General features: G+C 59.5%; 14 protein-coding genes. 10 read left to right on the plus strand and 4 right to left on the minus strand.

The features are described 5' to 3' along the window. The first annotated feature begins 23 nt into the window (after positions 1-23). The 4 genes from lon (at position 24) to fabV (ending at position 6337) form a co-directional block, all read left to right on the plus strand. Positions 24-2381, plus strand: a complete 2358-nt coding sequence (gene lon / locus ABD997_RS08685) for an endopeptidase La (protein WP_345316617.1) — start codon at positions 24-26, stop codon at positions 2379-2381. A gap of 276 nt (positions 2382-2657) precedes the next feature. Next, on the plus strand, positions 2658-2930 hold the full coding sequence (gene hupB, locus ABD997_RS08690) for a nucleoid-associated protein HU-beta (protein ID WP_298441218.1): 273 nt from the start codon (positions 2658-2660) through the stop codon (positions 2928-2930). A 170-nt stretch (positions 2931-3100) separates the two neighbouring features. After that, positions 3101-4960, plus strand: coding sequence for a SurA N-terminal domain-containing protein (locus ABD997_RS08695; protein WP_345316618.1), 1860 nt, complete (start codon positions 3101-3103; stop codon positions 4958-4960). 177 nt (positions 4961-5137) lie between these two features. After that, positions 5138-6337, plus strand: coding sequence for an enoyl-ACP reductase FabV (fabV, locus tag ABD997_RS08700; RefSeq protein WP_345316619.1), 1200 nt, complete (start codon positions 5138-5140; stop codon positions 6335-6337). A gap of 81 nt (positions 6338-6418) precedes the next feature. Here fabV and ABD997_RS08705 read toward each other — a convergent pair whose 3' ends face one another. From ABD997_RS08705 to ABD997_RS08715, 3 genes are read right to left on the minus strand one after another with little or no spacing between them, the layout of a single operon-like run. After that, the gene (locus ABD997_RS08705) at positions 6419-7864 is read right to left on the minus strand and encodes a PhnE/PtxC family ABC transporter permease (RefSeq protein ID WP_345316620.1); all 1446 of its coding nucleotides are present in this window, start codon (positions 7862-7864) and stop codon (positions 6419-6421) included. Continuing rightward, positions 7861-8514, minus strand: coding sequence for an ATP-binding cassette domain-containing protein (locus ABD997_RS08710; protein WP_345316621.1), 654 nt, complete (start codon positions 8512-8514; stop codon positions 7861-7863). The genes ABD997_RS08705 and ABD997_RS08710 overlap by 4 nt, the downstream gene beginning before the upstream one ends. Beyond that, on the minus strand, positions 8514-9371 hold the full coding sequence (locus ABD997_RS08715) for a putative selenate ABC transporter substrate-binding protein (RefSeq protein WP_345316622.1): 858 nt from the start codon (positions 9369-9371) through the stop codon (positions 8514-8516). Before ABD997_RS08715 ends, ABD997_RS08710 begins: the two co-directional genes overlap by 1 nt. Positions 9372-9579: 208 nt before the next feature. Here ABD997_RS08715 and ABD997_RS08720 point away from each other — a divergent pair, with 208 nt between their 5' ends. From ABD997_RS08720 to ABD997_RS08740, 5 genes are all read left to right on the plus strand, one after another. After that, entirely contained in the window at positions 9580-9837 is a 258-nt protein-coding gene (locus ABD997_RS08720) for a DUF3081 family protein (protein WP_345316623.1), read from the plus strand. Between the two features lie 843 nt (positions 9838-10680). Next, entirely contained in the window at positions 10681-12312 is a 1632-nt protein-coding gene (gene aceB / locus ABD997_RS08725) for a malate synthase A (protein WP_345316624.1), read from the plus strand. Between the two features lie 10 nt (positions 12313-12322). Then, positions 12323-13918 carry an isocitrate lyase gene (locus ABD997_RS08730; protein WP_345316625.1) on the plus strand — a complete coding sequence of 532 codons (1596 nt, stop codon included), beginning with the start codon at positions 12323-12325 and terminating at the stop codon, positions 13916-13918. A 680-nt stretch (positions 13919-14598) separates the two neighbouring features. After that, the gene (locus tag ABD997_RS08735; protein ID WP_345316626.1) at positions 14599-15705 is read left to right on the plus strand and encodes an efflux RND transporter periplasmic adaptor subunit; all 1107 of its coding nucleotides are present in this window, start codon (positions 14599-14601) and stop codon (positions 15703-15705) included. Beyond that, the gene (locus ABD997_RS08740) at positions 15702-18836 is read left to right on the plus strand and encodes an efflux RND transporter permease subunit (RefSeq protein WP_345316627.1); all 3135 of its coding nucleotides are present in this window, start codon (positions 15702-15704) and stop codon (positions 18834-18836) included. The genes ABD997_RS08735 and ABD997_RS08740 overlap by 4 nt, the downstream gene beginning before the upstream one ends. Before the next feature lie 128 nt (positions 18837-18964). Here ABD997_RS08740 and ABD997_RS08745 read toward each other — a convergent pair whose 3' ends face one another. After that, complete coding sequence (locus ABD997_RS08745) at positions 18965-19567, minus strand: acyl carrier protein phosphodiesterase (protein ID WP_345316628.1); 603 nt, start codon at positions 19565-19567, stop codon at positions 18965-18967. 97 nt (positions 19568-19664) lie between these two features. Between ABD997_RS08745 and ABD997_RS08750 the strand changes: the two genes are divergently transcribed. Beyond that, positions 19665-19853, plus strand: coding sequence for a hypothetical protein (locus tag ABD997_RS08750; protein WP_345316629.1), 189 nt, complete (start codon positions 19665-19667; stop codon positions 19851-19853). The last annotated feature ends 20 nt before the right edge of the window (positions 19854-19873 follow it).

Consider the following 19873-nt stretch of genomic DNA (forward strand, 5'->3'; position numbering starts at 1 on the left):
TGCAGCAAATATGGACGTAAGCGATGACCCTAGAGCGATCTGATCACGTTGTCATTCCCGTGCTCCCCCTAAGGGATGTGGTGGTTTACCCCCACATGGTGATCCCGCTTTTCGTGGGACGCCCGAAATCAATCAGTTGTCTCGAAGCTGCGATGGAACAGGATAAACAGGTTCTGTTGGTGGCTCAGCGTGAAGCGGATCAGGACGATCCGGAGCAAGATGACATCTACCCGGTCGGCACGGTTGCGTCCATCCTGCAGCTGTTAAAACTGCCCGACGGTACGGTCAAGGTGCTGGTAGAGGGGGGGCAGCGTGCCCGCATCTCCGAGTTTACCGATCTGGACCCTTTCTTTGTGGCGGATGCTGAATTCCTGCCCTTCAAGCCGGTGCCGGAGCGGGAAGAGGAGGTGCTGGTTCGCACCGCCATCAGTCAGTTTGAAGGCTACATCAAGCTGAACAAGAAGATCCCGCCTGAGGTCCTGACCTCGCTCAACGGCATCGATGAAGCTGCCCGCCTGGCCGACACCATGGCCGCCCATATGCCGCTGAAGCTGGAAGATAAGCAGGCGGTGATTGAGATGGTGGACGTGACGGAGCGTCTTGAGTTCCTGATGGCCACCATGGAGTCGGAGATCGACATTCTCCAGGTGGAGAAGAAGATCCGCGGCCGGGTGAAGAAGCAGATGGAGAAGAGCCAGCGGGAGTACTATCTCAACGAGCAGATGAAGGCGATCCAGAAAGAGCTGGGTGAGCTGGATGATGCGCCAGACGAATTCGAGGCACTGGCTCAGAAGATTGAAGAGGCCAAGATGCCGGCGGAGGCCAAGGAGAAAGCCACCGCAGAGCTCAATAAGCTCAAGATGATGTCGCCGATGTCCGCGGAAGCCACCGTGGTGCGCAGCTACGTCGATTGGATGGTCGGGGTGCCCTGGACCAAGCGTTCCAAGGTGAAGAAGGACCTGGCGGTGGCCAGCGAAATTCTGGATGCGGACCACTACGGGCTGGAGAAGGTGAAGGACAGGATCCTGGAGTACCTCGCGGTCCAGGCCCGGGTCAAACAGCTGAAGGGGCCGATCCTCTGCCTGGTTGGCCCGCCGGGGGTGGGGAAAACCTCCCTGGGTCAGTCCATCGCCCGCGCGACGGGACGCAAGTATGTGCGCATGGCGCTGGGGGGCGTTCGTGACGAGGCGGAGATCCGTGGTCACCGTCGCACCTACATTGGCTCCATGCCGGGCAAGTTGATTCAGAAGATGTCCAAGGTCGGGGTGAAGAACCCGCTCTTCCTGCTCGATGAGATCGACAAGATGAGTTCGGACATGCGCGGTGATCCTGCCTCGGCGCTGCTGGAGGTGCTGGATCCCGAGCAGAATAGCGCGTTTAACGATCATTATCTTGAGGTGGATTACGACCTCTCCGACGTGATGTTTGTGGCGACCTCCAACTCGATGAACATCCCCGGCCCGCTGCTGGACCGGATGGAGGTGATCCGTCTCTCCGGCTATACCGAGGATGAGAAACTCAATATTGCCAAGCAGCATCTGCTGGATAAACAGTTGAAGCGTAACGGGGTGAAAGCGGACGAGCTGGAGATCACCGATGAGGCGATCATCGGCATCATCCGCTACTACACCCGGGAAGCGGGGGTTCGTAGCCTGGAGCGGGAGATCTCCAAGATCTGTCGCAAGGCGGTGAAGCAGCTGCTGCTGGGCATGGTGAAGAAGCCGGTTCGGGTCGATGCCAGCAACCTCAAGGAGTTCCTCGGGGTACAGCGTTTTGATTATGGCAAGGCGGAGGAGAGTAACCGCATTGGCCAGGTAACCGGGCTGGCCTGGACCGAGGTGGGGGGGGACCTGCTGACCATTGAAACCACCTCGGTACCCGGTAAGGGTAAGTTGACCTACACCGGGTCACTCGGGGATGTGATGCAGGAGTCGATCCAGGCCGCGATGACCGTCGTTCGGGCTCGGGCCGAGAAGTTGCGCGTTAACAGCGACTTCTATGAGAAGCGTGACATCCACGTGCATGTGCCAGAAGGCGCGACCCCGAAGGATGGTCCCTCTGCGGGGATCGCCATGTGTACGGCGCTAGTTTCCTCCCTGACCGGGAACCCGGTTCGCTCCGATGTGGCGATGACCGGGGAGATCACCCTACGCGGTGAGGTACTGCCTATCGGTGGCCTCAAGGAGAAGTTGCTGGCGGCCCATCGTGGCGGCATCAAGCGTGTATTGATCCCCAAGGAGAACGAGCGTGATCTGGAGGAGATCCCGGACAACGTGAAACAGGACCTGGAAATTAAAGCGGTACGCTGGATTGACGAGGTTCTAGAGCTGGCACTGGAGAATGCCCCGGCGGGTTTTGAGTTGGTAAAAGCCAAATCTTAAGCGGCTAAATAAAAAATGCGCCTTCCTAGGCGCATTTTTTAATGGATCCAGCTCAAAAGGGCTTTTCAACGTCAAAATACGTGGTAGTGTAGACAACGAACAAACCTTAACTGCGCTACAGACCGCGGCAGTGCTGGGTTTGAGCCGTATCCGAAAAATGGACTTAGCTGTCTGGATGGTGCTTGAACTTCAAATTCAAGCTTGTTATAAAACCTCCGCAGACCGTACAGAATTAGGACGTGCGGCGGTGCGAAAAATAGAATTCAAGGGGATGAAATGAACAAATCTCAACTGATCGATCAAATTGCTTCCGGTGCTGATATTTCCAAAGCGGCAGCAGGTCGCGCTCTGGACTCTTTTATCGATTCCATCACTGAGTCTCTGAAGAGCGGTGATAAAATCTCTTTGGTAGGCTTCGGCACCTTCGAAGTTCGTGAGCGCGCTGAGCGCACCGGTCGCAACCCGCAGACTGGTAAAGAGATCAAGATCGCAGCTGCTAAGATCCCTGCTTTCAAAGCCGGTAAAGCGCTGAAAGACGCCGTAAACTAAGCACAGTTTACTCTTCAACGCTCAAGCATCGACTTGGGCGTTGTTGTTTTAGTGATGCGTGTATGAGCGTAACTAAAAGCGATGAAGCGCACCCTGCGAAGGTGCGCTTTTTTTGTTACTATCCGACACCCTTATTATCGATTACCCAGAACCAGAAATAGAGTAGGTAGATGTTAGAAAAGATCCGTGAAGGCTCCCAGGGGCCGATTGCCAAGATCATCCTTGGTGCGGTGATCCTCTCTTTTGCTCTGACCGGTGTGTACAGCTACTTGGGCAGTAATGCCGAGCAGCTCGCCGCTGAAGTCAACGGGGAAGAGATCAGCCGTTACGATCTGGACCAGGCCTTTCAGCAGGAGCAACAGCGTATGCGCGCTCAGCTCGGCGAAATGTTTGATAGCTTGGCGGCCGACGCCAACTACATGTCCGGTTTACGCCAGAGTGTGCTGGACCGCTTGATTGCGGAGCGCCTGCTGGATCAGAAGGTGGCCGAAATGGGTCTGCGGGTTTCCGATGCCCAGGTCCAACAGGCGATCGTGCAGATGCCGGAGTTCCAGGTGGATGGTCGTTTCGATAATGACCGCTACCAAGCGGTACTGCGTCAAAGCGGCTTGAACGGCCCCCGCCTGGCGGCACTGTTGCGCCAGGACCTGAGCCGTCAGCAGCTGATGAACGGCTTGCTGGGCAGTGAATTTACCACAGCTCCTGAAGTCACCAGCCTGGCGCAACTGCTTCAGCAGACCCGGGATTTCCGCTATGTCACCGTGGGTGCTGAAGCGTTTCGCGATCAGGTCAGCGTCGATGCGGCGGAGGTGGAAGCTTACTACAACGACAACCCGATGGAGTTCGTCCAGCCGGAGCAGATCCGGGCCAGTTATGTTGAGCTGAGTGTTACCGACATGGCCGGTCAGTTCGATGTGACCGACGAGGAAGCCCAGCAATACTACGACGCCCAATCTGTGCACTACACGCAGCCGGAGCGCCGTCTGGCTGCCCACATGCTGTTTGAGGGTGACGATGCCAAAGCTCGGGCAGAGGCTGCTCTGGCCCGGGTACGTGCTGGTGAGGCTTTTGCCGACGTGGCAAAGGAAGCTTCCGATGACAGTTTCACCGCTGAAAATGGCGGGGAACTGGATTGGATGAGCCCGGGTACCATGGATCCCCAGTTCGATACAGCCTTGTTCGGTTTGGCACAGGGCGAGGTGTCCGACGTTATCGAGACCGACTTTGGCTTCCAGCTGGTTCAGGCCAAGGCGATCGCAGAGAAGACCGTCCGTCCCTTTGCTGAGGTGAAGGCGGAGATCGTCGAGACCCTGAAAACCGATAAGGCACAGCGCGAATTTTATGCCCTGCAGCAGACGTTGGCGGACGTGAGCTTCGAAGTGCCGGATTCCCTGGTTGAGGCCGCCAAGGCGGTCAATGCTGAGGTGAAGGAGACCGCTCTGTTCTCCCGTAATACTGCCCCGACGCCGTTCGACGATCCTCGTGTGCAATCCGCCGCGTTCTCTGACAGCGTATTGCTGGATGGCATGAACTCCGATCTGGTCGAGGTCGATAACGGCCACGTGCTGGTGCTGCGTGTCGAGGAACATATCGAGCAGGGAACCCTGCCTCTGGATCAGGTTCGTGGTGATATCGAGCAGCGTCTGCTGAACGAGAAGGCCTCCGCCCTGGCGGAAGAGCAGGCGGAGCAGGTTCTCACCCAGTGGCAGCAGGGCAGCGAGCCCGAAGCGGTCATTGAACTGGATGCCGTACCGAGAATGGGCACCGCCGAGTTGGATCCTGCGTTGGTCCAGCACATCTTCAAGATGGTGCCCGCTGATACTGGTGCCCGCTTTGAAACTACCCCGCTTACCAATGGCGACATCGCCGTAGTAGCACTGGACCAGGTGAACCTGCCCAGCGAGGTGGACAACGCGGCACAGCTGCAGAGTCAGTTGACTCAGCAGCTCAGTGAAGCCGGCTACCAGGCGTTGCTGGAAAGCCTGCGTGCGGAAGCCTCTATCCTGTACCTGGCTGGCAACAAGCAGTAAGGGATCAGGATCTGTAAAACGGCGGCCTTCGGGCCGCCGTTTCTGTTTTGTATTGGTCTGATCAGCATGGCGCAGCTTGGTTGCCTTCGGGCTTTGGGGTAACCTTGCCTGCGTGAAAATCTGTCTGTATGCAGTCGCATAGCGGTTGTGCATGCATCTGCGCTTAGGGAAATATCGATGATTATCAAACCGAAAATTCGCGGCTTTATCTGCACCACCACCCACCCGCTGGGGTGCGAGAAAAATGTGCGTGACCAGATCGCCTACGTACAGTCCCAGCCCAAGCTTGAGAATGGCCCCAAGCGGGTCCTCGTGGTGGGCTCCTCCAGCGGCTACGGCCTGGCTTCGCGGATCTCGGCAGCCTTTGGCAGCGATGCGGCGACCATCGGCGTATTTTTCGAAAAGCCGGCCACTGAGCGTAAGCCGGGGACCGCGGGTTGGTACAACGCCGCCGCCTTTGATAAAGCGGCCCATGAGGCAGGTAAGTACGCGAAGAGCATCAACGGCGATGCCTTCTCCCACGAGGCCAAACAGAAGGCGATCGAGCTGATCAAGGCGGATCTGGGTCAGATCGACATGGTGGTTTACTCACTGGCCTCGCCGGTACGCAAACTGCCGGACAGTGGCGAGCTGGTTCGCTCCTCCCTGAAGCCGATGGGCCAAACCTACACCGCGACTGCCGTGGACACCAACAAGGACACCCTGTTCGAAGCCAGCATTGAGCCAGCTACTGAGCAGGAGGTTAAAGACACCGTGACCGTGATGGGCGGTGAAGACTGGGAGCTCTGGATCAACGCCCTGGCGGAGGCCGGTGTCCTGGCTGAGGGCTGCCGTACGGTGGCGTACAGCTACATCGGGACGGAAATTACCTGGCCGATCTACTGGCACGGCGCCCTGGGGGAAGCGAAGAAGGATCTGGACCGGGCCGCTAAGGCCCTGGATCAGAAGCTTGCCGGTATTGGCGGTGGTGCCAACGTGGCTGTTCTGAAGTCGGTGGTGACCCAGGCCTCTTCCGCGATCCCGGTGATGCCGTTATACATCGCCATGGTCTTCAAGAAGATGCGGGAGGAGGGGCTGCACGAGGGTTGCATCGAGCAGGTGTGGCGAATGCTGCGGGATCGCCTCTACCGCGCCGACGGCGAGTTACCCACTGACGAAGAGAACCGCTTGCGCCTGGATGATTGGGAGCTGCGTGAAGAGATCCAGCAGCACTGCAGGGCCCTGTGGCCAAAGTTGACCGATGACAACCTGGCGGAGTTAACCGATTACCGGGAGTACAAGGCGGAGTTCCTGAGCCTGTTCGGCTTTGGCCTTGAAGGGATCGACTACGATGCGGACGTTGATCCCGTGGTGCCTTTCGATGTGATCGAGCTCTGAACCGCTGCGGTGGGTTAACCGAACTGGCGTGATGACTCAGCCCCTCCAATGTGAGGGGCTGAATTTTTTGTCTCGATGGCGCTACTGTGTCCGAACCAGGCGTCGGCAGAGTGCGGCTACCAGGATATTGAGCAGGGCGGTGACCAGGATGAGGCCAAAGGCCAGGTCGAACTGGAACAGCTCGAAGGCGCTGTCGACATAAAACCCGAGGCTTGCCACCCCCAGCATCCCCAGCATCGCCGTCTCCCTGAGCATGATCTCAAACCGGTAGGTGAGCAGATCGGCGATCCCAGGGCCCAGGCGGGGCAGGTACTCGTAAAGCCAATGCGCGGGGCTTCGGCCACAGTCGGCGCGCAGGGGCAGGCTGTCGGCCCGTTGGGAAACCAGGTGGGCAATCAGACTGCCGTTATGGATAGCCAGTGCCACCGCCGCGGGCAGCATCGAGGGACCGAACACCAGCAGTAGGATGAAGGCCAGCAGTAATTCCGGCAGTGAACGGCCCACCAGCAGTGCGCCCCGTCCCAGCCATACGCCCTTTATCGGACCCAGGCTGGGCCAGAGGCGGCCGGTGCCGAGCGGCCACGCCAGCACAGCGATTAAGCCACTGAGCATCAGCGCCATGAAGGCCATCATCAAGGTGGCCCAGAGTCCGGGCAGGGCTTGCTGAGCGAGGGACTTCACCCAGAGCAACCATGAGCCTTGGGTGTATTGCAACTGGGGCCAGATCTCCTGGCCAAGAAACTGCCTGGCCCAGGTGAGGTCCGGGTGCCATTGCCAAGGTAGCCAGAGCAGGGACGCCACAAACAGGGGAACCAGGGAAAAGCGGTTGAGCCACCATTTCTGGCTGCCGATCAGCAGCAGGAACAGCCAGAGCAGGGCGCCGCCCTGCGCGTAGTGACCCTGTCGAAATGCGGTCTCAAGATGAAACCCCAGGGTCGGCAAGCCCACAAATCCCAGGACCGCCGAGGCCCGCAGGGCACACTCGAAGCGGTAGCGGGTGTAGCTGAGCAGCGCGGGCCAGACCGGCAGGATCTGGCCATAGATGAGCCGGGTCAGCGGACTGGAGCCTGCCGGCAGAGCGAGCGCGATGCTGCTGGGCGCCTGCGCCAGGATGCCGCTGAACACCCGCGCAAAGGTTGCGCCGTAGGGCAGCGCCAAAGCGAGCAGGGCGGTCTGGCTGGAGAGGCCGAACAGTTGCAGAAACAGCAGGGCCCAGAACAGTTCGTGGACGGCCCGCACTGCGGTGCAGAGCAGGCGCACTGGCGCATAGCGGTAGAGGGGAACCAACCCGAGTGCAAGAGCAAGCCCTAGGGCTATCCCCAGTATCGCGATGCTGACGGTCGTGAGCAGGGCATCGAACAGAAACTCGGTGGCAAAGAAGTCCGGCTTCAGGAGCCCCTCGAAAACCCGGCCCAGTTCCGCCGCGGGATCGGTGGCACTCCACTGCCAGTCGCCTCCCAGGGCAGCGATCAGGCCAAGCAGCAAGAGGGTGGTAAAAAAGGGGTGCTGGCGCAGTCTCGGGATCATCGGTACAGCCGGTTCAGATCACCGTCCGTGACGTCACCGGCAGCTTTATCGAACAGCATTCGACCCGCCTTGAGTCCGATCAGACGATGACAGCAGGTCCTGGCCAGTTCAGCATCGTGCAGGGCCACGACGCTGGTGGTGTGCGCCTCCAGTACCCGCCTGAGGATGTCGGGGCCCTGGACCGGATCGATACCGGTAATCGGCTCATCACCCAGGAAGGTGGGTTGTTGCCGGTAGAGCGCCCGCCCCAACGCGGTACGCTGGCGCTGGCCGCCGGAGAGGTGAACCACCCGGCTTTCTAGGCGGTCCGCCAGTCCCAGGGGAGTCATCAGTTCCTGGATCTCCCGATAGCGATTTGGCCAGGGGCGGGCCAGGTTGACCAGATGGTAGGGCAGGGAGTGGCGGGCCAGGGCACCGATATAGACATTGTGAAACAGGGAGAGTGGCTCCACCAGGCCCAGTTGCTGCGGACACCAGGCGATCTCCCGGGGCCGAAGGCGGTACAGGGCATCCAGCAATGTCGACTTCCCCGCACCGGAGGGGCCCAGCAGGGCGACCCTCTCCCCCGACGCGATGGTCAAGCCCGGCAGGGTCAGGATGGGCTTGTTGCCGCGCAGGATCTCGGTCGCGGGCAGGGCGAGCAGGGTCATCAGCGCAGCAGTCCCAGGGATTGGGCAACCTGCTCAATGGCCTCGAAATCGTCATTGTCCGCCTTGATGAACCCGCTGCGGGGGAATGCCGCCAGGATGGTGGGATCATCCAGGTCGAGCAGGGCCTGCTGCAGTCGCTGCGTAAAGCCTTCACCGAAGCGCGGATCCAGGTCCCCACGGACAGTCCAGTGGTAGTCGGGGTAGCCAGGGGTGGTCCAGATCTTACGTACCTTGGTCAGGTCAACGCGGCCATCGGCCACCGCCCGGTCCCACACCTTGTAGTTGACCGCCCCTACCTGAAAGACCCCGGCTTCAACCTGGGCGATGGTTCGGCTGTGATCGCCGGAGAAGCCCACCCGCGAGAAGATGGCTTCTGCCGGTCCCATCGCCTGCTCGATGTGGTATTGCGGCATCAAGCGGCCAGAGGTGGAACTCTTGGCGCCGTAGGTAAAGGTCAAGCCATGGAAGCGCTCTGCATCCAGGTTTTCCATCTCGGTCAGACCGGTCTGGGTGTTGGCGATGAAGTAGCTCATGAAATTCGGATCCTCTTCGCCCTGGGCAATTGCCTGTGAGCCGGGGACCAGGCGCCGGGCCTGAACGCCGGAGAGGCCGCCAAACCAGGCAAGGTGAACCTGGTTGTTACGAAACGCCGTGACGGCGGCGGCATAGGATTTCACCGGAACATATTCCACCGTGATACCCAGCTCTTTACTAAGGTAGCGGCCGACCTGCTCGAAGCGGGTGCGAAGTTGGGTTTCATCCTGGTCGGGAATGGCAGTAAACATCAGAGTTTCTGCTTGCAGGGGCAAAACGGCGAACAGGGTAAGGACCGCCGCACGGCGAAGGGCAGATAACATGAGTCACTCCTTGATAGCTTAGGGGAAGAGGGGCGCGGCGAATTGTAACCTGTCCGCCGGATCCTGAGAAATCACGCTCAAACGCCGGGCCATCATGCAAGGATGCGTCGCGCTTAATATTTGAGCGCCACCTGATCTGGATCATCCTAAACGCGACCGAGGAGGCACATACTCGTGGGATGAGTCGTAAAGGGTCGAGGGGGCGGTAATGAAAAATCGACTGGATGTCCGAATGGCGCTGAGGATCTGTGATAAGACCACGCGTTACGGCGAGAAAGCGGGGGAAAGTTACCACCTCCACGGGGTGACGGTTGAACCTTTGGTGGATGGCTACAGCGTTGCTGTGCAGGATGCCCAGAGCAAGCTGCTGCTCCAGTTTCATAACCGCTACCAGCTTGACAGTGAGGATGAGCAGGCAATGACGCAGTTCCTGCAGCGTCTGGAGTGGATTGACCAGCATTACTGAGATTGGCCAGTGAGGGGCTATCTACGGGGCAGGGGTATCCGTTCGGGCGACCTCTAGCCCTAAAGCCCGACCCTGTGCCCCATCGACTTTGGCGCTGTGTCTAAGAGGTGGCTCTTGAGCCTTGCGGCCGGTGCGTCGGGATCTTGCACTGTCATGCTAAGGGCGGAAACCGGCCCTTTGGTCGAAATTGTCGCTCAAAGAGGGGCATTGGTTATAACACTCGGAACGCCCGCTGAGAGTTCCGCGTTTCTTTTTGGTCAGACATCTTTTCCAATATCGCTCGCCTGCGTTCAACGGGCTGTATTTTCCTTTCCGATTTTGTCTTTCTTACGGTTGACGTTGGCGTCACTGCCGCCGGCTCTCAGGCTTGACGTCAACGTTAAGTTTGTCGTCACTCAAAACGCCCCTTTTTAGAGTAATTATTTTAACTTTACGATAGTTAAAGGATTTTTTTGGACTCTCCCCATATGACAGGGGCCTTATCCGTAAGCAATCTTGATACGCAGGGAGGGGGCGCCCGCAGCCACTGACAGCGGCATTTCGCCAACCTGTAATAAAATTACGATCTGTGGTTACGTCAAACAGATAATTGGGCAACTCGGCACTATTGCTGTTAAACGACCGTTTGAATTGGGCGTTCAAATCATTATTGTTCTGCTTTGCCTTTGTGCAGCAGCAATTTGTCGCTGTTTTGTATTTTTGTGGTGGATTATGTGTTGATCTTTGCCCAGCCCTATCGCAGATTTAATGAGCAGTCGCGAATGAGTTTTTAGTGGGTTGTTTCATTTTGGGGCTGCCACCGAGTGGTTTAAAAATTACATATGTATTCACAGGGAGGCAGATATGGCCGAATCGGGTGCGCAGCATCATGGGATCCGTATCCTCGGGCCGGAGCAACCCGGTTCCGAGCGGATCTTATGCTCGGATGCCTTGCTGCTACTGGCGGAGTTAACGCGACGCTTTCGTGCTCGTCGTAACGAGCTGATGACACTGCGAGCACAGCGCCAGCTGAAGATTGATGCCGGTGCGATGCCGGGATTTCTGCCGGAAACGGCGGATATTCGCAAGAAAGAGTGGCAGATCCTCGGTATCCCCTCGGATCTGCAGGATCGCCGGGTCGAGATCACCGGGCCGGTCGAGCGAAAGATGGTGATTAATGCCCTCAACGCTGACGTCAAAGTGTTTATGGCGGATTTTGAGGACTCCTTGGCCCCGGCCTGGGACAAGGTGGTTCAGGGGCAGGTCAACCTTGCGGACGCAGTGCGCGGAGAGATTGACTTTGTTCACCCCGACAGCGGCAAAGCGTACACCCTGCGGGAGGACCCCGCGGTATTGATCTGCCGGGTGCGCGGCCTGCACCTGGACGAGTCGCACCTGGAGCTGGATGGGGAGCCGATCCCCGGTGCCCTGGTGGATTTTGCCCTCTACTTTTTCCATAACCATGAGGCTCTGCTGGCCAAGGGCAGTGGGCCCTACTTCTATATTCCCAAGCTGCAGAGCCACCTGGAAGCGCGTTGGTGGGCCGAGGTGTTTGCCTTCGCGGAGGAGCGCTATGCCCTGCAACCGGGGACCATCAAGGTCACCTGTCTGATCGAGACGCTGCCCGCGGTGTTTGAGATGGATGAGATCCTCTACGAACTGCGCAATAACATCGTCGGCCTGAACTGCGGTCGCTGGGATTACATCTTCAGCTACATCAAGACGCTGCGAAATCACCCGGACCGGGTGCTGCCGGACCGTCAGGCAGTCACTATGGACAAGCCGTTCCTGAACGCCTACTCCCGCCTGCTGATCAAGACCTGCCACAAACGCGGCGCATTGGCCATGGGGGGGATGGCGGCGTTCATTCCCGCCAAGGATCCGGAGCAACAGGCACTGGTACTGCAGAAGGTCACCAAAGACAAGGAGCTGGAAGCCCATAACGGTCACGATGGTACCTGGATCGCCCACCCTGGCCTCGCGGAAACCGCCATGGCGGTAATGGACCGTTATCTGGGTGACCGGCCCAATCAACTGCATGTGACCCGGGAGGAGGATCCGCCGATCACCGCCGAGGAGCTGTTGGAACCCTGCGAGGGCCAGGCCACGGAGGCGGGGATGCGTGCCAATATCCGCATCGCCGTCCAGTACATGGAAGCCTGGATCTCCGGCAACGGCTGTGTCCCCATCTACGGCTTGATGGAGGATGCCGCGACCGCCGAGATCTCCCGTGCCTCCATCTGGCAGTGGATCCGTCACGGCACCGTGCTGGATAACGGCAAGCTGGTCACCAAAGCACTGTTTGAACAGATGTTGACGGAGGAGCTGGCTGTGGTGCGAGGCGAAGTGGGGGCCCAGCGCTATGACCAGGGCCGTTTCGATGAAGCCGCGAACCTGTTTCGCTCCCTCACTTGTGCCGAACAACTGACCGATTTTCTCACACTGCCCGGGTACGAGATCCTGACCGAATCGACCCGTATGGATAACCGTACCTAAAGGAGTCCCCATGTCCCAATACCAAACCGATCGTACTGCCGCACAGTCCCTGCTCGACAGCCAGGGACAGAGCTGGGGCGTGAATGCCGAGAACGTCGCGCGGATGAAGGCGCAGAATCGCTTCCAGAGTGGCCTCGATATTGCCCGTTACACCGCCAAGATCATGCGCGAGGATATGGCCGCCTATGATGCCGATCCGGCCCAGTACACCCAGTCTCTGGGCTGTTGGCACGGGTTTATCGGTCAGCAGAAGATGATTGCCATTAAGAAGCACCTGACCTCGACCAAGGGGCGTTACCTCTACCTGTCCGGCTGGATGGTGGCGGCACTGCGCAGTGAATTTGGCCCCTTGCCGGATCAGTCCATGCATGAAAAGACCGCCGTTTCCGGTTTGATCGAGGAGCTGTACACCTTCCTCAGGCAGGCAGATGCCCGGGAGCTTGGTGGCTATTTCCGGGAGCTGGACAAGGCGCGCGCCGCCGGCGACAGCGCGGCCGAGGCCAAGATCCAGGATAAGATCGACAACTTTCAGACTCATATCGTGCCGATTATCGCCGACATCGATGCGGGCTTCGGTAACGAGGAGGCCACCTACCTGCTGGCCAAGCGGATGATCGAGGCCGGTGCCTGCTGCATCCAGATTGAGAACCAGGTTTCCGATGAGAAGCAGTGTGGTCACCAGGATGGCAAGGTCACTGTGCCCCATGCCGACTTCCTCGCCAAGATCCGCGCGGTTCGTTACGCCTTCCTCGAACTCGGGGTTGACGATGGGGTGATCGTGGCCCGGACAGACTCACTGGGGGCAGGTCTGACCAAGCAGATAGCGGTCACCAGCGAGCCCGGGGACCTGGGTGACATGTACAACAGCTTCCTTGACGGAGATTACGTTAATTCCGCCGACGAGATTGCCAATGGCGATGTGGTGGTCAAGGCCAATGGCAAGCTACTCAAGCCCAAGCGCCTGCCCTCAGGCCTGTTCCAGTTCAAACCGGGCTCCGGCGAGGACCGGGTGGTCCTGGACTGCATCACCTCTCTGCAGCACGGCGCCGATCTGCTCTGGATCGAGACCGAGAAGCCGCATGTCGGCCAGATTGCCGGTATGGTGAACCGGATCCGTGAAGTGGTCCCCAACGCCAAGCTGGTGTACAACAACAGCCCCTCCTTCAACTGGACCCTGAGCTTCCGTCAGCAGGTGTTGGATGACTGGGCCGAGCAGAGCAAGGATATTTCCGCGTACCAGCGTGACCAGTTGATGGGGGCGGAGTATGACGACAGCCCACTGGCGCAGGAAGCGGATAGTCGGATCCGTACTTTCCAGAGGGACGCGGCGCGGGAGGCAGGGATCTTCCACCACCTCATTACGCTGCCCACCTACCACACTGCGGCGCTCTCCACCGATAATCTGGTGAAGGAGTACTTCGGTGCCGAGGGGATGCTGGGTTACGTGGCCAATGTTCAGCGTAAGGAGATCCGTCAGGGGATCGCCTGTGTGAAACACCAGAACATGGCGGGTTCGGATATGGGGGATGACCATAAGGAGTACTTCTCCGGCGATGCGGCGCTCAAAGCCGCCGGTGAGGACAACACCATGAACCAGTTCGGCTAAGCCTTAAATCGATCCCGTGTACCCGTGGTACTTTTCGAGGTCCCAGTTGGGGATGGCGCAAGCCATCCCCTTTTTTTGGGCTCTTCGCGGACTTGCGCGGCAGACGAATAGATTCGCATTGGAAAGTTTGAAATAGCCGCTCTGTTACCATTAGCCATTCATGGCTCAAAGGTGAATGCCCCACCCGCTTTTAGGCCGACTTAGAGGTATCCGAGTGAGGTCCCGGTAAGGCAAGGGAGAGGGCCAAGAGGGTCCGAAAGGCCAGCGGAGGCATGGATGCCGTGAGTGCAGGGAGGCGCTGGATGACCCACTCGGTGTACAGCAGCGGGCTGTGAGCGAAACACCAACCCATAAACAGTGAGAGTGTGGATGATGACCCCGCCGCTCTTCTGCTGTGTTTCAAGCCTGTTGAGAGCTCGGAGAGTCCTTGATTATTGAGGGGGTTGGCCTGTTACCTTGTGTGCCGATGATGACGGTCGGCGAGTCATAACGCCATCTAGAATACTGCCCATGGTGGCCGCCAAAAAGTGAGATGATTCACATTCATTGAAGTTTTATCGCTCCTAACCACATTTTTCCCCTGCCGTTGGGTTTACGTTCAGGCTTGTTCGCTTATTCTTCCTTGATTTTCAGTCAGTGGCGCTATTTGAGCGCCTGCGTAGTAATGGGAGTTTCGCCTGATGAAGAGTTTCCACCGGTTGCCCTTAGTGGCCGTGCTGGCCAGCGTCCTGCTGTCCGGATGTGAGTCGGACACACAGTCAATGGCGTTGCCGGCCCCCACCGTCGAGGTGGTGTCGGCCACGGCATCGCAATACCAGCCGGTGAAGCGCTTTTCGGGTCGAATTGAGGCGATCGAGGATATTGGGGTCAGTGCCCAGGTGGCGGGCTACCTGACCGAGCGCTGGGTTGAGGATGGTCAGTGGGTGGAGGCCGGTGCGCCGCTGTTCGAGATTGATCCCCGCCCCTATCACGCGGCCCTCGAGGCCGCGAAAGGCAGCCTGGCCGAAGCCTTGGCGGCCCGTGATATCGCTAAGATCAACTTGAAGCGTAACCGTCAGTTGCTCGGCAAAGGCAGTGTCAGCCAGTCGGACATCGACAACCTGACGGCCTCCCTGGCGATGGCTGAGGCCCGGGTGCTGCAGGCGGAAGCGGCCAGGGAGATGGCGGAACTGAACCTGCATCACACCCGGGTGCTGGCTCCTATTGCCGGGCAGGTCGGGGCGGCGAACGCCAGCGTGGGCGACCTGGTGGGGCCGCAAAGCGGTGCGCTGATCACCCTGGTACAGCAGGACCCCATGCGCGCCAGCTTTCGTATCTCCGAGCGGGAACGCCTGGCCCTGGTGGTTAATGGCCTGATGGAGAACGATAAGATCGAGGTAATGCTGGACCTGGGGCAGGGGCAGACCTACTCCCACCCTGGCTTGTTGAGTTTTATCGATAACCGGATCGAAGCCTCCACAGGGACCCTGGCGATGCATGCGGATTTTGCCAACCCGGAACACCTGCTGATGGCGGGGCAGTATGTTCAGGTACAGGTGCGGCCCAAGGGCACACTGGAGGGGCTGATGATCCCCAACGCTGCGGTGCAAAGCGACCAGCAGGGCAGCTTCGTGATGGTGGTCGACGACCAGCAGGTGGTCGAGCGTCGCAACGTCGAGCTGGGTGAACGTCTGGGCCAGGATATCGTGGTGCTGAGCAACCTGGAAGCGGGTGAGCGTGTCGTGGTGGCCGGCCTGCACCGAACCCGTGCCGGCGGTAAGGTGACCGTCGCAGGAGAGCAGGAATGATCTCCAAGTTTTTCATTCACCGTCCGAAGTTTGCGATCGTCATTGCCCTGGTGCTGATCCTGGTGGGGCTGATCGCCATGCGCACCATGCCGGTTAATGAGTTCCCCCGTATCACTCCGCCTGTGGTACAGGTGTCGGCCATGTACCCGGGCTCCAATGCCGAGGTGGTAGAGCAGACCCTGGCGCAGCCCATTGAGGAGGCGGTGAACGGGGTGGAGAACATGCTCTACATGCGTTCCCGCTCCGCCAACGACGGGGGCTACTTCCTTGAGGTGACCTTCGATATCGGTACGGATCCGGATATGGCCACTGTACTGGTACAGAACCGCGTTAACGAAGCGACGCCGCGACTGCCGGTGGACGTGCGTGAACGTGGGGTGAAAGTGGCTAAGAAGTCGCCGGATCTGCTGATGGCGATGGCGGTCTACTCCCCGAACAGCACCCATGATGACATCTTCCTGACCAACTATGTGGCGCTCAATCTGGAGGAGCAGCTCAAGCGGATCCCGGGGATCTCCGATGTCTCGCTGCTGGGTGGTGCACGCTACTCCATCCGGGTGTGGTTGGATCCTGAACGTCTTGCCCGTTATGGCCTGACCACCGCGGATGTGTACGGATCCCTGGCGGAGCAGAACGTGGTGATGCCCGCCGGACGTCTTGGCGGCGCCCCGGATCTTGACCAGCCCGCTATGACAGTTCCCTTGGTGACCCAGGGGCGCCTCAAGGATGTCGAGGAGTTTGAACATGTGATCGTTCGTGCCGGTGCCGATGGCCGTACCCTTTACCTGAAGGATGTGGCCACCATTGAGCTGGGTAAAGAGCTGTACGATTTCGAGGCGACCCGAAATGGCCAGCTGGCCTCAATGCTGTCGCTCTCCCTGCAGCCGGACGCCAACGCGCTGGAAACCGGGGAACGGGTGAAGGCATTCCTGGCGCAGGCGGAAGCTAACTTCCCCGAGGATATGGCTTACGACATCGTCTACGACACCACGGTGTTCGTGGAGGAGTCTATCTCCGCAGTACTGGCGACCCTGGTTCAGGCGGTGGTGCTGGTGGTTCTGGTGACCTACCTGTTTTTGGGCTCGATGCGCGCGACGGCGGTGCCCCTGGTGGCGATCCCGGTATCTCTGATCGGTACCTTCGCCTTCATGCTGGCGATGGGCTTTACCATCAACACCGTGACCCTGTTCGGTCTGATCCTGGCCATCGGTATCGTGGTGGATGACGCCATCCTGGTGATCGAGAACGTCGAGCGCAACATGCGCGAGAACCCGGCGCTCAGTGGTGCTCAGGCCACCATCGTGGCGATGAAAGAGGTGACCGGGCCGATCATCACCTCCACCCTGGTGTTGCTGGCGGTATTCATTCCCGTCTCCCTGTTGCCTGGGATCACCGGCGAGATGTACGCACAGTTTGCCGTGACCATCGTAATCTCCGTGGTGCTCTCCAGCGTCAACGCCCTGACCCTGTCCCCCGCGCTCTGTGCGCTGCTTTTGAGGGCGGATTCGGGCCCGGGGCCGCGCTGGTATCAGGCGTTTAACCGTTTCTTCGATCGTCTTACTGAGCGCTACGGTCAACTGGCAGGTGTGCTGGTTCGCAAATCCGGTCTGCTGATGGGGTTCTTTGTGTTGGCGCTTGCCCTGCTGGCGGTGATCAGTCCCCGCATTCCCACCGGTTTCGTGCCGGAAGAGGACAAGGGGATGATGCTGGTGAACGTCCAATTGCCGGATGGCGCCTCCTTGCGCCGTACCCAGGAGGTCGCCACCGAGTTGGAGTCGACCCTGCTGAGCTATCCCGAGGTGGCTTCCGTGGGCAGTGCCCGAGGGTTTGGTTTGCTCTCCTTCTCTCTGCAGTCCAACTCCGCCACCTTCTTTGTCCGTCTGCACGACTGGTCTGAGCGGGAAGCGGGTCTGAAGGAGATCACTCACCGCCTCAACGTCTGGGCAGCAACCCAGTACCACGATGCCCAGGTGATGGCGTTCGGAACCCCGGCGGTGCCCGGCGTTGGTAACGGTAACGGCTTCGAGTTCATGCTGGAGGATACCCAAGGGCGTCCCCGTGAGGCGCTGGCGGCGGTGATGGAGGACTTCATGCTGGCGGCTAACCAGATGGAGGAGGTGACCTCGGTATTCAGCTTCTTCCGTGCCAACGTGCCCCACTACTACGTCGACGTCGACTACCTCAAGGCCCGACAGCTGGGGATCCCGATCACCGACATCTTCAGCACCCTGCAGACCAACTTAGGGGCGATGCGGGTCAACGATGTGACCTTGTATGGCAAGTCCTATCGGGTGAACATGCAGGCCCAGGCGGAGTTTCGTCGGGATATCGCGGATCTGGGGCGCTTTCATGTGCGCAGCGTGACCGGTGAGATGATCCCGCTTTCGACCCTGGTGCATCTGGAGCCGACCCTGGCACCGGACGTAGCCTGGCGCTACAACCTCTACAACGCCGCGACCATCATCGGACAACCGGCCCCTGGGTACGCCTCCGGTGAGGCCCTGGCGGCGATGGAACGGCTGGCGGCGGAGCGACTGCCGGATGGGTACACTTTCGAGTGGACCGGCATGGCTTACCAGGAGAAGACCGCCGGCGACCTGGCGATCTATGCCTTCGGCCTGGCCCTGCTGTTTATCTACCTCTTCATGGTGGCCCAGTACGAGTCCTGGACCATTCCCACCGCGATCCTGCTGGTGGTGCCGATGGCGGTGCTGGGTGCCATGGTGGCCCTTCTCTATTCCGGCCTGCCGTTGAACCTTTATGCCCAGATGGGTTTGGTGCTGCTGATCGCCCTGGCGGCGAAGAACGCGATCCTGATTGTCGAGTTCGCCCGTCAGAAGCGGGAGGAGGAGGGACGCTCCGTGGAGGCCTCGGCGGTGGAAGCGGGTAAGTTGCGTTTTCGCGCGGTCAACATGACCTCCTGGTCCTTCATCTGCGGCATGATCCCTATGGTGCTGGCCTCCGGTGCCGGTGAGATCTCCCAGTGGTCCCTGGGTTGGACCCTCTCCGGGGGATTGATCTGTGTGCTCGTGGTGGGTACCTGCTTCATCCCGGGCTTCTTCGCTCTGTTCCAGCGGATGCGTGAGCGGGTCAAGCCGCGCTCTGCCGAGGCGCAAGTATTGGCAGATTGACGCCATGGGCCGCTGGTAGGCGACGTCGCCACTTAGGAAAGGGATTCTGGGATGGCCAGCTTTCGTTTGCCATCCTGGTGGCAATCGACTCCCTTGCGCTTCTACGGGTCAGTTGACCTGAGGATGCCTCAAGGCAAATGCCGGCCGGGGCCTGTTCGGTCACCGAGATAGTGGTGACAGGCTTCGAGCAGTTGAGGCCAGAGTACGAGGAAACTGGATGATATGGCGCCGTCGAGGCGCCATATCTCATTCTGGGCATCGGTGAGCATCTCCGGGCGGGAAAGGCGCCGGGCAACGCGGGCAATGGTTGCCTCGAGGCGCGGCCTCGGGTGGTAGTGACTGAGCCAATCCTCCCGGGCCAACCTGTGGGCGATGGGCGCAAACCCCGCTGGCAGTTGCGAGGATCCCAGGAGTCCCTGGTAACTGCGCTCAATGAAGAGATCCAGCGGCTTGGAATGGAGCTGTGGCCAGTGATGAACCAACTGGTGGTCGAACGCCAGGTCCAGCAAGATCCCCGCCACCCGTCGGTGCTGAGGCAGAAAGGCGCCCTTGAGCGCCAGCACCTCCGGGGCACGGTCAACCCAGGCATCTACGAAGCGGTGCAGCGCCATGCCGGTACGCAGGGGTTCCGGCCAGGGGGCCAGGGGGCCACGGACGAAGTCCGCCGCCACCGAACCCGCCAGATCCGTACTGGTGTGCTCGGCAATATAAAGATGCGCTAAAAAATTCAATCACCTTGCTCCTTTGCGAATGACTGGTTAATCTCTAGGCAGTGCCAATGGATGGCCTGCCGTACATACCCTGTCTTCTGATCAAGGATGGATCACAATGACGTTCAAACGGTTTTTTTCGTTTTGGGGCGGTAACAAGTCCCAGTCAGCTAGCCTGCAACTTCCTATCGTCAGCCACCGGGTGCCCGAGGAGCTCGACCGGGTCCTGCAGCAGTACAATGCCCAGCGCGCCGCGTCGATACAGAACCGCGGTGACGAGACCTGCGATGACGCCAAGGATCTCTAAACGGCGCTGAGTCGCCCGCT

The sequence above is a fragment of the Ferrimonas gelatinilytica genome (assembly GCF_039544205.1).
Classification (GTDB): Bacteria; Pseudomonadota; Gammaproteobacteria; order Enterobacterales; family Shewanellaceae; genus Ferrimonas; species Ferrimonas gelatinilytica.

Bases quoted from the DNA above. Each gene is read 5' to 3' on its own strand.
- lon (WP_345316617.1), top strand. From the start codon at position 24: ATGACCCTAGAGCGATCTGATCACGTTGTCATTCCCGTGCTCCCCCTA.
- hupB (WP_298441218.1), top strand. From the start codon at position 2,658: ATGAACAAATCTCAACTGATCGATCAAATTGCTTCCGGTGCTGATATT.
- ABD997_RS08695 (WP_345316618.1), top strand. From the start codon at position 3,101: ATGTTAGAAAAGATCCGTGAAGGCTCCCAGGGGCCGATTGCCAAGATC.
- fabV (WP_345316619.1), top strand. From the start codon at position 5,138: ATGATTATCAAACCGAAAATTCGCGGCTTTATCTGCACCACCACCCAC.
- ABD997_RS08705 (WP_345316620.1), bottom strand. From the start codon at position 7,864: ATGATCCCGAGACTGCGCCAGCACCCCTTTTTTACCACCCTCTTGCTG.
- ABD997_RS08710 (WP_345316621.1), bottom strand. From the start codon at position 8,514: ATGACCCTGCTCGCCCTGCCCGCGACCGAGATCCTGCGCGGCAACAAG.
- ABD997_RS08715 (WP_345316622.1), bottom strand. From the start codon at position 9,371: ATGTTATCTGCCCTTCGCCGTGCGGCGGTCCTTACCCTGTTCGCCGTT.
- ABD997_RS08720 (WP_345316623.1), top strand. From the start codon at position 9,580: ATGAAAAATCGACTGGATGTCCGAATGGCGCTGAGGATCTGTGATAAG.
- aceB (WP_345316624.1), top strand. From the start codon at position 10,681: ATGGCCGAATCGGGTGCGCAGCATCATGGGATCCGTATCCTCGGGCCG.
- ABD997_RS08730 (WP_345316625.1), top strand. From the start codon at position 12,323: ATGTCCCAATACCAAACCGATCGTACTGCCGCACAGTCCCTGCTCGAC.
- ABD997_RS08735 (WP_345316626.1), top strand. From the start codon at position 14,599: ATGAAGAGTTTCCACCGGTTGCCCTTAGTGGCCGTGCTGGCCAGCGTC.
- ABD997_RS08740 (WP_345316627.1), top strand. From the start codon at position 15,702: ATGATCTCCAAGTTTTTCATTCACCGTCCGAAGTTTGCGATCGTCATT.
- ABD997_RS08750 (WP_345316629.1), top strand. From the start codon at position 19,665: ATGACGTTCAAACGGTTTTTTTCGTTTTGGGGCGGTAACAAGTCCCAG.